This is a genomic window from Longispora urticae (genome assembly GCF_053902585.1).
Window position 1 is genome coordinate 33278 of sequence record NZ_JAQZSH010000039.1, and the last position, 12453, is coordinate 45730.

At 72.8% G+C, this 12453-nt stretch carries 11 protein-coding genes; 4 read left to right on the plus strand and 7 right to left on the minus strand.

Annotated elements, in window-relative coordinates; genetic code table 11:
* Positions 1-214 precede the first annotated feature (214 nt).
* Together PT931_RS26450 and PT931_RS26455 are read right to left on the minus strand one after the other, a co-directional pair.
* Positions 215-1213: a hypothetical protein gene (locus PT931_RS26450; protein WP_363722376.1), complete on the minus strand. Its 999-nt coding sequence runs from the start codon at positions 1211-1213 to the stop codon at positions 215-217.
* 178 nt (positions 1214-1391) lie between these two features.
* Entirely contained in the window at positions 1392-3785 is a 2394-nt protein-coding gene (locus PT931_RS26455; RefSeq protein WP_456248407.1) for a polysaccharide lyase 8 family protein, read from the minus strand.
* Between the two features lie 289 nt (positions 3786-4074).
* On the opposite strand from PT931_RS26455, the gene PT931_RS26460 reads away from it, so the two are divergent.
* The gene (locus PT931_RS26460; RefSeq protein WP_456248408.1) at positions 4075-4983 is read left to right on the plus strand and encodes an alpha/beta fold hydrolase; all 909 of its coding nucleotides are present in this window, start codon (positions 4075-4077) and stop codon (positions 4981-4983) included.
* Positions 4984-5078: 95 nt separating this feature from the next.
* Complete coding sequence (locus PT931_RS26465) at positions 5079-6521, plus strand: S41 family peptidase (protein ID WP_456248409.1); 1443 nt, start codon at positions 5079-5081, stop codon at positions 6519-6521.
* Between the two features lie 34 nt (positions 6522-6555).
* Here the strand turns inward: PT931_RS26465 and PT931_RS26470 are convergent, their stop codons facing one another.
* Positions 6556-7242 (minus strand): hypothetical protein, encoded by a 687-nt coding sequence (locus PT931_RS26470; RefSeq protein ID WP_456248410.1) that lies wholly within the window; start codon positions 7240-7242, stop codon positions 6556-6558.
* A gap of 134 nt (positions 7243-7376) precedes the next feature.
* Entirely contained in the window at positions 7377-8129 is a 753-nt protein-coding gene (locus tag PT931_RS26475; protein ID WP_456248411.1) for a VOC family protein, read from the minus strand.
* A 74-nt stretch (positions 8130-8203) separates the two neighbouring features.
* Here PT931_RS26475 and PT931_RS26480 point away from each other — a divergent pair, with 74 nt between their 5' ends.
* On the plus strand, positions 8204-8710 hold the full coding sequence (locus PT931_RS26480; protein WP_456248412.1) for a gluconokinase: 507 nt from the start codon (positions 8204-8206) through the stop codon (positions 8708-8710).
* Positions 8711-8779: 69 nt separating this feature from the next.
* Here the strand turns inward: PT931_RS26480 and PT931_RS26485 are convergent, their stop codons facing one another.
* Together PT931_RS26485 and PT931_RS26490 are read right to left on the minus strand one after the other, a co-directional pair.
* Complete coding sequence (locus PT931_RS26485) at positions 8780-9352, minus strand: histidine phosphatase family protein (protein ID WP_456248413.1); 573 nt, start codon at positions 9350-9352, stop codon at positions 8780-8782.
* Positions 9345-10595 carry a class I SAM-dependent methyltransferase gene (locus tag PT931_RS26490; RefSeq protein ID WP_456248414.1) on the minus strand — a complete coding sequence of 417 codons (1251 nt, stop codon included), beginning with the start codon at positions 10593-10595 and terminating at the stop codon, positions 9345-9347. The genes PT931_RS26485 and PT931_RS26490 overlap by 8 nt, the downstream gene beginning before the upstream one ends.
* A 66-nt stretch (positions 10596-10661) precedes the next feature.
* On the opposite strand from PT931_RS26490, the gene PT931_RS26495 reads away from it, so the two are divergent.
* Positions 10662-11435 carry a GNAT family N-acetyltransferase gene (locus PT931_RS26495; protein WP_456248415.1) on the plus strand — a complete coding sequence of 258 codons (774 nt, stop codon included), beginning with the start codon at positions 10662-10664 and terminating at the stop codon, positions 11433-11435.
* Here PT931_RS26495 and tsaD read toward each other — a convergent pair.
* Complete coding sequence (gene tsaD / locus PT931_RS26500) at positions 11416-12453, minus strand: tRNA (adenosine(37)-N6)-threonylcarbamoyltransferase complex transferase subunit TsaD (RefSeq protein WP_456248416.1); 1038 nt, start codon at positions 12451-12453, stop codon at positions 11416-11418. The two genes, PT931_RS26495 and tsaD, sit on opposite strands and share 20 nt — an antisense overlap.

Below are 12453 nucleotides of genomic sequence, written 5' to 3' on the forward strand. Positions count from 1 at the left end.
CGCGTCGTGGTGGGGAGGCGACTGATCGGCCGGGTTCGGGGCGCCCGTCGCCGGTGCGCGCCTGAACCCCGGTCGGCGGGGCGATGTGGTGGTGCCGTGCCGGGCGGGGAGCCCCGTAGACTCCCCGCCCGGCACGGTGTTCCCGGGCTCGTTCAGCCCGTGGGTCGGGTCCGCGGGGCTGGTCGTCGCGGACCGGCCCCGCGGCCGTGGTGGGTCAGTGGCGCAGGTTCTGGGCGCCGATGATGCGGAGGCTGGGGCTGAGGTCGCCGGGGCCGGTGGGGGCGAGTTCGACGGCGAGGACCTTTTCCGGGCCGGTGTCGAAGTGGGGGCAGTAGACCTGTTCGCCGCGGCCGGGCTGGTGGTGGGTCCAGCCGTGGTCGGCGGAGAAGTGCACGGGTTGGGCGCAGTCGGCGCAGATGTAGTTGCGCAGGGTGCCGGGGGCGACGGGGTAGCGCTCGTCGGGTCCGGGGCGGCGGCCGCCGGGGAGCTGGCCGGCGGACATGCCGGGGCCGAGGACGGGGCCGTCGACGCCGCCGCCGGGGGTGCGGGAGGCGATCCGCCAGGGGAGGCGGCGGTCGGGGTCGACGCGGTTGAGGGTGGCGCGGGCCTCTTCGACGCTGCCGTGCACGGACACGTGCCAGCCCCGCGGGGTGTCGACGACGAGGGTGTGCAGGGTGACGGCGCGGTCGTCGCGGGCGATGCGGTAGCGGGCCTCGACGCTGCCGCCGGGGGCGCAGCCGAGCTGGTCGACGACGGTGATGAGGTCGTCGGCGAGGTGCAGGGTGACGAGGCGGCGGGCGACGAGCATCTCGGAGGCGCGGACGGCGAGGGCGAGGCGGGGCAGGGGGGTGCGGCGTTGCCAGCCGTCGCGGAGGACGTCGTCGTCGCCGACGGTCCAGTACTGGCGGCCTTCGGCCGCGTACCGGTTGAGGATGACGCTGCGCCAGTCGTAGTCGGGTTCGTCGGCGAGGCGTTCGCGGAGCCATTCCTCGGCGGCGGCGGTGCGTCGGATGTCGAGGTGCAGTGGGGTGAGCTGCTTGAGCTGGGCCTCGACGGCGGTCACGGACCGGCCGAGGTCGACGGCGATCTGGTCGAGGGACGCGCCGGTGCGCAGTTCGGCGACGAGTTCTGCGTGGTGGTGCTCGGTCCACACCTCGCCGTTGTTGGCGGGGTTGGTCGCGGTCTCAGTGGACAGGGTTTCGGACACGGGCACAGTGACCTCCGCTGTAGGGAAAGCATCGGTTGTCGAGGTTGACGCTACGCGGGGGGTACGACATTTTCTGCGGCCCGCGCGCGCCCGTGGTCGAAGCCCGGCCCGGGGCGCGGGGCAGCGAGGTGCTCCGCTTCGGCCGGCCGGTCCGGGGCGCAGCTGCGGGCCGCCGGCGTGCGCGTCAGGCCAGTGTCACCGTCGCCTTGTGGGTCCGCCCGGCACTGCCCGCCGTGGTGACCCTGAGCACGAGCGAGGACCCGGTCGACACCACGGTCACCGTCGGGTCCTTGCTGGTCACCGCGGAGACCGCCCTGCTCCAGGTGAGGGTGACCTCGGCGACGTTCTGTTGCGGGTCGGCCAGGCACACGGTGGCGGTGGTCCCGGTGACCCGGACCAGGACCGCGCACGGCTGGTCGACCAGGACGCCGCCGATCGGACCGAGCGGCACCGACCAGTAGTTGACCGCCGTCACCCCCTTCGAGGGGATCTGGACCGCCTGCTGCCAGCGGGTGTTGTTGAGGATCGTCATCCAGCCCGGGTCGGCGGCGCGCGCCTGGGTCGCCGCGCTGGTCGCGAACGGCAGCAGCTGGTAGGCGTAGGTGCTGTTGGTGGGGTTGTTCCCGTGGTCGATCCACAGGGTCAGGTACTTGCGGCTCAGGGCCGTGGTGGAGCTGAAGCCGTTGATGTCGTGCCAGGACCCGGTCCGGTTCTCCCGCACCGCCCTGAGCGTCGCGCCACCCGGGAAGACGTACCCGGAGAACGGGTTGTGGGCCCAGGTCGTCGCGGCGAAGGTTCCGCTCGACCCGACGGTCGGCACCTTCGCGGTGCCGTTGACCAGGAAGGTCTGGGTCCCGGTACCGGCGCCGAGGTTCCTGTTGTCCACGGTCGACTCCACGGTGTACCCGTCGGTGGAGGTGATCCCCGCGCCCAGGCACACCACGGTGTCGTCCACGCAGATCCAGGTCTTGCGGGACTGCAGGGTGGACTGGATGCCCTGGCCCGCCTGCCCCGCCACGGAGAACTCGCCGTCGGTGGCCCCGCCGGCCCACGGGTTGGTGGGCCTGAGCGTGCCCCAGGCCGGGCCGGCCGCGTCCGCCAGCGGCTTGCGGGACACCGTGGTGCCGGGGAGGCGGTACGGGTCGACGGTGGGCCAGAAGGCGTCGCTGAACTGGCCGTTGCCGGCCGTGGCGCCCCAGACGTAGGTCATGCCGCTGTTGGTGTGCCAGCCCCGGACGTTCTCCCCGTTGCCGTGTTCGTAGAAGCCGGTGCGGGTCGAGCACATGCTGATCGACAGCGCCCATCCGGGCCGCCGGTGCGTGACGCGGTCCATGCCGCCGAAGATCCGGCTGGCCACCGGTTCGGCGACCGGGGTCACGGAGGTGTCGTCCAGCAGCGTCTTGACGCGGGCCAGGGCCGGGACCAGCAGCGACATGTCCGACAGCGGCGGGCTCCAGTAGTCGCGCTGGAACCAGCCCTTGGCCAGGCCCCGCCACCGGGCCCGTTCCGTGGCGGAGGCGCCCTCGCCGAGCAGGAGAATCGCGTTGATGATGCCGTGGCCCCGACGGTGGTCGTCGTGCTGGAGTCCGAGCGGGTCGAGGGCGCCGATGCCGCGGCTGATGCCCCGGCCGCTGACCCCGTCCATGACGAGCCCGTTGAACAGGAACGGTGCGAAGGACTTCTCGACGGTGTCGAGGATGTTCTGCCGTTTCGGGTCGGTGACCGCCCAGGTCGAGCCGCCCAGCAGCGCGAACAGCCCGGCCAGGGCGTTCAACAGCACCGCGCCGTAGGTACCGGCGTAGGGGATCGTCGTGTGCTGGACGAACGATCCGTCCGCGTAGAACCCGTCGCCCGTGGTGACGTACGGGAACACGGGGGAGAGCGCGTCGCGGGCGAGGGAGATCTTGGTGGCGTTCCTCCCCAGGACGCCCCGCAGCGCGGTACTCAGGCACAGGTCCACGCGGTTCGCGCCGGTGGAGGTGCCCGAGTAGCTGGCGTAGCGGGTGTCCGGGATGTTGTGGTCCACCGCCGCCAGCCACGCGGAGACCTGCGCGCCGCTCAGGTGGTCGTACAGCAGGCACATCATGCCCAGCAGGAGCTGCGGTGAGCCGATCTCCCAGTCCCACCAGTTGCCGTACCGGGTCCTGCCGGCGGCGTACACGTGGGTGCCCATGTGGTCGAGTCCGGTCAGGATGTCCGCGCGCAGCCCGGCGTCCCCGGTCAGCGCAGTGCCCGGCATCGCCCACGCCCGGGTCATGGTGGCCAGCCGGGAGTAGCAGGAGGTCACGTTCGCCGCGGACGAGCCGAACGGCAGGTCCGGCCACAGCGAGGACGCGCCCTGCGGGGCCATGTCGGCGCGGAACGTCGCGGCCGACTGGGCCTGCAGGGACAGCTGGGTGGCGAAAGGCTCGACCGCCGGGTCGTAGCCGGTCCCGACCAGGAGGGCCGCCCAGCGCTGGCGCAGGGTGTCGTACTCGTCGGCGGCCGCCCACGCGGGGGAGCCGGGGAACCCGGTCACGGCTGCCGCCGCCGTTGTTCCCCCGATGGCGACCAGAAAGCTACGTCGAGAGAACCCCATCGCTGACACTCCCTGAGGATAGAAACCGGTTACTCTCTCGCAACGTAGACAAGTGGCAGCCATCACACAAGACTCCGGAGGTCAGCGTTCGGTATCTGTGCAGCTCGGAGAGGGAATACATCGACATGGGGCGTGGTACACCTTGCGTCGAAAAGTCCTGGTGAGTAGCCAGTGTGAGTAACCGTTTGCTGACCACGCGCGAGCCGCGGCCGCAGGTCGTCCGTGACGCGCGCGAACCCTCCGCGAGGGATACTATGAACGTAGTAGTCCTTCGCTGGAAGGGGGCGCCATGCCCACGCCCGAGCCCCACAGCACCCGTTCCATCGACGCCTCGACCTGGTCGCCGCCGCTCCCGGAGGCCCCCGGATTCGACCACCTCGTCGTCGAGACGCCCGGCCTGCGCACCCACGTCGCCGCCATCGGCGAGGGCGACCCGGTCGTGCTGCTGCACGGATTCCCCGAACACTGGTGGCAGTGGCACGCGGTGGCCCCGGTCATCGCCGCGGGCGGCTACCGGGTCCTCTGCCCCGACCTGCGCGGGGCCGGCTGGACCGTGGCCGACGACCCGCGCGTCGAACGCGAGACCCGGCTCCGCGACCTGCTCGCCCTCCTCGACGCCCTGCACATCGAGCGGGCCCACATCGTCTCCCACGACATGGGCGCCATCACCGCGATGCAGCTGACGTACGAGCACCCCGGGCGGGTCCGAACGGCGGTGCAGCTGTCCGTGCCGCCGGGCTTCTTCACGTTGAGCCCGAGACTCGCCCCGGGTTTCCGGCACCTGCCCCGGTTCATCTGGCACCGCCCCGGCGCCTCGCTGCGCGGCATCTTCTCCGAGGCCTACGTCGCCCGCCCGATGTCCCCGGAAACCGTCGAAGCCCACCTCGCCCCGATGGTCCGGCCCGACATCGACGGCGCGGTGCGACCCCTCACGCGCGGCATGATCCTGCCCGAGGCCATGCGCATGACGCGCGGCGTCTACCGCCGGCGGCGCCTCACCGTGCCGACCCTCGTGGTGTTCGGCCGCCGCGACCGCCCCTGGAGCGAGGAACTCATGGGCCGCGTCTGCCGCGCCCCGGAGCGGTACGCCGACCGCGTCGAGTTCGCCTACGTCGACGACGCGGCGCACTTCCTCACCGACGACGCCCCGGACACGGTCGCCGACCTCGCGCTCGACTGGTTCGAACGAGCGGCCTGACGCACGGCCGGCGATCCCGGGCGGCGCCACCGGCGTCCCGCGCGCGGTCCCGCGCGGGGCTGTGGATCTTCGCGCCTGTCGATACAGTGTGGACCATGTTCCTGGACGCGTCGGCGGCGCTGGAAGATCTGGACGTGTTGGCGCGGCAGCTGCGCGACGCCCATCCGCACCCGTACCCCGAGGGGATGCAGGCGTTCTACGCCGCGGTCGCCGAGTGCGTGGCGGCGATCCCGGCGGCCGGCCTGCCGGAGTCGCAGTTCCGCCGTCTGCTGCGCCCGGTGCTCGCCGCCGTGCGGGACGGTCACACGAAGCTGGACGAGCCGGTCACCGGACCGCGCCGGTACCCGGTGGGCTGGGACGTCGTCGAGGACGTGTTGTACGTGGCCAGGGTCGGGGCCGCCGGGCACCGGGGCCTGCTGGGCGGCCGCCTCGTGACCGTCAACGGCCGATCCGTGGCCGAACTGCGGGCGCAGTACACCCGGATCAGGGGTTGTGAGAACAGGTCGCACGAGCTGACCGGCGTGGCCCGGGCGCTGGGTGACCCGGACCTGGCCGCGGACCTGGCGGGCCCGTCCGACGGCCTGGAGCTGGTGGTGCGGGCCGCCGACGGCGCCGACGTCACGGTCGAGACGACCGCCACGGACGGGGACCCGGAGTGGATCGCCCCGCCGAGCGCCCTGGAGGTCCCGCCGGCGGACGCCTCTGGTCTGGGCTGGGGCTTCCTGTCCGCCGACACGGTCTACCTGCGGGTGGCCGATCTCGTCGGCTACCGGGAGTACCGGGAGATGATGGAGGCGTTCGCCGACGAGCCGATCGGCGGGCACCTGGACGCCACCTCCGCCACCGAACTGCTCCGCGAACTCGTCCTGGCCGCCAGGGCGGCCCGGGCCGGCCGGCTGATCGTGGACCTGCGCGGCAACGGCGGCGGGGGCGTGGCCCTGGCGTTCATCCTCGGCCACTTCCTCTACGGCCTGGAACGCACCCGGCGCGTCGACCTCGGACACGGCCTGACCCGCTACTCGGCGCTGTTCGCCGAGCACTACCCGGCCATGGTCACCGACGTCCCGGCCGAGGTGTGGGCCGCCGGGGGCTATGACTTCCGGGAGGAGAACGCCTGGCGGGCCGGCGAGCTGGTGGAGACGTTCAGGCTCGAGGACTACTCGCCGACCTTCGCCGCCGAGCTGACCCGCGGTGACCTGTCCGCCGCGTGGTCACCGCGGGTCACGGTGCTGATCGACGCGTGGACCTACAGTTCCGGGTTCCAGCTGGCCGTGTTCCTGCACCGGATGGGCGCGGACACGGTCGGCGTCCCCTCCGGCCAGGCCGGCAACAGCAGCGGGGACACGTTGGGCTTCACCCTGCCCCGTTCCCGGATCAGGGCCAGGCTGTCGGCCAAGCGGTTCGTCATGTTCCCCCACGACGCCGACCAGGGCAGGCTCTGGCGACCCGACCACGAACTGACCTACGCCCACCTCGCCGCGCACGACTTCGACCCGAACACCACCCTCGCCCTCGCCCTGGACGCGACGGCCGGCTGAAGCCCGCGCCCTGAAGTGACGGCGGGCCGCAGCGTCAGCGCAGCAGATCCAGTTCGGACCCCCACGAGTCGAGTACGTCGCCGTAGCCCCCGGCGCGCACCACCCGCTCCAGGTCGGCGAACAGCGTCGAGGGCTGAGAGGTCAGGCCGGCGATCACGTGGTCGGCCGTCCAGGGCGGCGGCAGGGGATGGGTCTCGAGTTCCCAGCGCAGGTACTTGTTGTACGGGCGGACCCGGCCGTGGAGGGCGAACAGGGTCCAGCCGAACCAGGACGCCGCTTCGATCTCCTCCAGGCGGGCCAGGTCGGGCCGGCCGTCGCGGCGGTTCTTGGCGGCGCGGTAGATGAAGTTGACGTACCCGTCGAGCTCCTCACGGACCCAGGCGTCGGTCTCCGCGGGGGTCAACGTGGCCTGGGCGTTCACCTGGGCGGCGACCCGGCCGTCCAGGCGGTCCAGGAGCACCCGGGCACCGCGGTAGGCGTAGCGGCCCCACCGGTCGGAGACGTCGGCCAGGTCCGCCAGCGAGGTCGGGATCGTGTCGAGGGCTGGGGTGCGGGTGGTTTCCGTCCAGGCGCCGCCGTACTCGGCGACGACGATGATGACGTCCGTGTCGGAGTGCCCGGTGGCCATGCCGTCGCGGGCCCGGGACCCGGTCAGCACGATGCCGAGCACGTCCGGGTCGGCCTCGGCGCGGGTCAGCAGGTCGGCGTAGGGGTCGCTCACCGGTTCAGTATCGATCCCGCCGCAATCGAATTCGCGAAGTGCCGGGCGCAGAGCCGGGACTCCCCCGGCCCCACGGGGAGTCCCGGCAGCCCCGGGAACGTGCGGCCACAGGTCGGCGAAGACCCCGCCCGCCGCTACGGCCGGTAGTCCGGGTCGGCCCTGATCACGGAGAACATCCCGCCCTGCGGGTCGACGAGCCCCGCCATCCGCCCGGCAGGGGAGTCCTGGCGGTACAGCTCGGTGGCGCCGAGGGAGACGGCCCGGTCGGCGGCGGCGTCGCAGTCGTCCACGAAGAAGTACACGCCCCAGCGGGAGTCGCCGTCGGGGCTGGTCATCGCGCCGGCCACGGCCAGGCCGTCCTGTTCGAGGAGCGTGTACGGCGGATCGCCGTCGAGGTCGCGGACGGTCACCCCCAGTACCCCCGGATAGAAGGGTTTGACCTTGTCGAGGTCGGAGGACAGCAGCTCGCTCCAGCAGACACTGCCCGGTTCGCCGGCGCTCTCCCAGCCGGTGTGCCGCCCGGGCTGCCAGGCGGAGAAGTAGGCGCCGGCGGGGTCGGTGAACACGGCCATCCGGCCCAGGTCCATGACGTCCATCGGGGCGACGACGACCGTGCCGCCGCCGGAGGTGACCGCCGCGGCGGTGGCGTCGGCGTCGTCGGTGGTGAAATACACCGCCCAGGAGGTGCCGCGCGCCGGGTCGGTCGCGGGGCCGAGGCCCGCGACCTGCTTCCCGTCGAGGCGCAGCAGGTGGTACCCGCCGGCTTCGGGGCCCATGTCCTGCGCCGTCCAGCCGAACAGGCCGGAGTAGAACGCGATGGCGCCGGGGACGTCGGTGCTGCCGAGGTCGGCCCAGTTCGGGGCGCCCGGCGCGGTGGTGTCAGCCATGCCCCCATCCTCGCCGGGGGCTACGACTTTTTCCGCCGAACTCCCCGGTAACGGCCGCCGGCTAGGGTGGACGGATGGGTGACGAGACGTTGTTGCTGGTAATGGGCGTGTCCGGGAGCGGGAAGACGACGGTGGGCGCGATGCTCGCGGGCCGGCTGCGCTGGCGGTACGCGGAGGCCGACGACTTCCACCCGGCGGCCAACGTGGAGAAGATGGCCGCGGGGGAGCCGCTGACGGACGCCGACCGGTGGCCGTGGCTGGAGGCCATCGCGGCGTGGATGGACGAGCGCCGCGCGGCCGGGGAACCGGCGGTGGTGACGTGCTCGGCGCTGAAACGCTCCTACCGGGACCTGCTGCGCGCCGGCCGGCCGGACGTGCGGCTGGTGTACCTGCGCGGGGACCGGGAGCTGATCGCGGGGCGCCTGCTGGCCCGGCACGGCCACTTCTTCCCGGACAAGCTGCTGGCCAGCCAGTTCGCGGACCTCGAGGAGCCCGGCGCGGACGAGGATCCGCTGGTGGTGCCGATCGAGGGCACCCCGGATGAGATCGTCGACCGGATCGTGGCGGGCCTCGACACCTGACCCGGGCAAACCCCGGACCTTGACGGGTACTGCGGTCCGCGGCGCCCCGGGACCTCGACGGGTCCGCCCTCAGCCCACCGGCGCGTTCCACCGCAGCAGCACCGGCGTGTCCCTCTCGTACCCCAGCACCGACAGCGTCGACGTGTCCAGCCGCAGCGACGCGCCCCCCGCCGGCGGCAGGTCGATCCACCGCGCCCCGCACACCCGCAGGCTGTGCCCGTGCGCGACGAACGCGACATCCCCCCGTTCCAGGAGCGGACGGGCCCGGCCCAGGACCCGGTCGAGGCGGGCTCCCACCTCCTTCGGGGACTCCCCGCCGGGGCAGCCGTCCCGCCACAGGTCCCAGCCGGGGCGCCCGAGGCGGATGTCGGCGGTGGTGACGCCCTCGTAGTCGCCGTAGTCCCATTCGGCGAGGTCCGGGTCCACGGCGGTGGGGGTGAGCCCGGCGAGTTCGGCGCTGCGCCGGGCCCGCAGCCGCGGGGACACCCACACCGCGACGAACGCGCGCGCGGCGAGGGCCGGGCGGACGAGCGCCGCCTGGTCCTCGCCGCGCGCCGTCAACGGCAGGTCCGTCGTCGACGTGTGCCGCCCGGCGAGGGACCAGTCGGTCTCGCCGTGGCGGAGGAGCACGATGTCACCCAAGCCAGGCCCTGCGCGTGGCGGGCATGCCGCTGAACCCACCGGCGGCGGGTCGGACGGCGACGACCTGGTGGACGCCGATCTGGCCGTACCGGAACGACAGGGCGGTGGCGGCCATGTACAGCCGCCAGACCCGGGCGCGGCCCTCGCTGGTGAGCTTGACGGCCCGGTCCCAGCCGGCCTCCAGGTTGGCCGACCAGGCGCGCAGGGTGGTGGTGTAGTGCTCGCGGAGCGCCTCGGTGTCGCGGACCTCGAAGCCGGCGTTCTCGATCAGGCCGACGGTGGTGCCGATGGGGGCCAGGTCCCCGTCGGGGAACACGAACGAGGCGATGAACGACGGGTCGCTGGGCGGGTGGCTCGGGTTGCGGGAGATCTGGTGGTTGAGGAGCCGACCGCCCGGGCGCAGGAGTTCGAAGAGGTGTTCGCAGTACTCGGTGTACATCTCGTCGCCGACGTGTTCGGCCATGCCGACGCTGGAGATGGCGTCGAACGGGCCGTCGGTGACGTCGCGGTAGTCCTGGAGGCGGAACTCGACCCGGTCGGTGAGGCCGGCCTCGGCGGCGCGGGCCCGGGCCAGTTCGAGCTGTTCGACGGACAGGGTCACGCCGACGACGCGGGTGCCGTGTTCGCGGGCGGCGTGCAGGGCCAGCGAGCCCCAGCCGCAGCCGACGTCGAGGAGCCGGGAGTCGGGGCCCAGCTCCAACTTCTTGCAGATCAGCTGGAGCTTGTCGCGCTGGGCCTCCTCGAGGGTGGCGTCGGGGCCGGCCCAGTAGGCGCACGAGTACACCATCGACGGGCCCAGCAGGAGCCGGTAGAACTCGTTGCCGACGTCGTAGTGGGAGCTGATGGCGGCGCGGTCGCGGTCGCGGCTGTGCTTGGCGCCGGCGAGGTGGATCTCCTCCGGCGGCGGGGCCGGTTCCTTGCCGATCGCGCCCAGGAGGGTGGCCTCCTTGAGGAGCTGGGCCTTGTCGAGGGTCCCGACCTGCCGGCCGGCGATGACCGACAGGGTGTCGAGGACCTCGTAGACGTCGCCCTCGACGTCGAGTTCGCCGGCGACGTAGGCGCGGCCCAGGCCGAGCTGGTTGGGTTCGTGGACGAGTCTTCGGATGGCCTGCCGGGACCGGATGTCGACGACGGGTGCGTCCGGGGGGCCGGCGGTCGAACCGTCCCACCCGCGGACCCGCAACGGCGGTCCCTCTCCCAGCAGTAGCGTGAACATGCGCAGCAGCCGGTCGGCAACAGTCACAGTCCGCCCCTCTCCGTGAGTCACACCCAGACTAGCGGGAATGAAGGCATGCGTCAGGATGATCCAATGCTGTTGACGACTGTGCACGACCGTGAGGACCTGGGCACCCGTTTTTCCGCCGACGCGGCCCTGCACGCCTACGAGCTGGGCGATCTCGACGACTTCTTCTGGCCCTACACCACCTGGTACCGGCTCAGGGGCGGGCAGTGTACGGCGCTGGTGTACACGGGGGCGGAGTTCGGGCCGATCCTGCTGGCGCTCAGCCGCCCCGACCGCGACGAGGAACTGCGCTCCCTCGTCACACACCTGCTCCCCGTCCTGCCGCGCCGCCTCTACGCGCACGTCACGGGCGGCGCGCAGCACATCCTGGCCAAGGAGTACGAGGTCACCGACCACGGCGTACACCGCAAGATGGCCCTGGTGAACTTCACGCCCGTCACCGGCGAGCCGACCGTGGTGCTGACGCCGGCGGACCTGGGGGAGCTGCGGGAACTCTACGACCGGGCGTACCCGGGCAACACCTTCGACGCCCGGATGCTCGACGGCGGCGACTACGTGGGGATCCGCCGGGCGGGCAGGCTCGTCGCCGTCGCCGGCCTGCACGTGCACTCCCCGGCCCGGCGGGTCGCGGCCCTGGGCAACGTCACCACCCTGCCCGAACTGCGCGGCCAGGGCCTGGCGGCCGTCGCCGTGTCCGCGCTGTGCGCACGGCTGCTGAAGACCGTCGACCACATCGGGCTCAACGTGAAGGCCGACAACGTCTCCGCCATCGGCCTCTACGAACGTCTCGGCTTCGTCGCCGCCTCCGACTACCAGGAGATCAGCGCCACGGCCCGGTGACCAGGGCCCCGGTGAGCACCGCGGACGGCTGCGCCCCCAACGACAGGTCGGCGGCGGGCGCGCCGGCCCGGACCACCAGGTCCCCGACGGCGGCGATCATGGCCCCGTTGTCGGTGCACAGCCGGATCGACGGCACCCGCAACGTCACCCCCGCCGCCTGGCACCGCTCCTCCGCGAGTGACCGGACCCGGCTGTTGGCCGCCACCCCGCCGACCAGCAGCAACGTGTCCGCACCGTGCTCGGCGCAGGCCCGCAGCGCCTTGCGGGTCAGCGTGTCGGCGACCGCCTCCTGGAAACTGGCCGCCACATCGGCCACCGGCAGCGGACCCTCGTGCCGTTCCACCCAGCGCGCCACGGCCGTCTTGAGCCCGGAGAAGGAGAACCCGTACGGCGGATCCTTCGGCCCCGTCATCGGCCGCGGGAAGTCGATCGCCTTCGGGTTCCCGTCGCGGGCGATGCGGTCGATGACCGGACCACCCGGGTACGGCAGGCCCAGCAGCCGGGCCACCTTGTCGAACGCCTCCCCGGCCGCGTCGTCGACGGTGTCCCCGAGGTGCACGATCGGATCGCGCGCCAGGTCACCCAGCAGCAGGATCGACGTGTGCCCACCGGACACGATCAGCGCCACGCACCGAGCCGGCAGCGGCCCGTGTTCCAGGACGTCGACCGCGGCGTGCCCGGCCAGGTGGTGCACCCCGTAGAGGGGCACCCCCAGCGCCAACGCGTACGCCTTGCCCGCCGCCAGGCCCACCTGCACCGCCGTCGCCAGCCCCGGGCCGGCCGTCACCGCCACCGCGTCGATGTCGGCGAAGCTCACCCCCGCCGCCTCCACCGCGCGCTGCACCATGGGCCGGACCGACTCCAGGTGCGCGCGGGCCGCGATCTCCGGCACCACCCCACCGAACCGGGCATGCTCGTCGACGCTGGAGGCCAGGGCGTCACCCAGGAGCACCCCGTCGCGGACCAGGCCCGCGCCCGTCTCGTCGCACGACGTCTCGATGCCCAGGATCAACGGCAC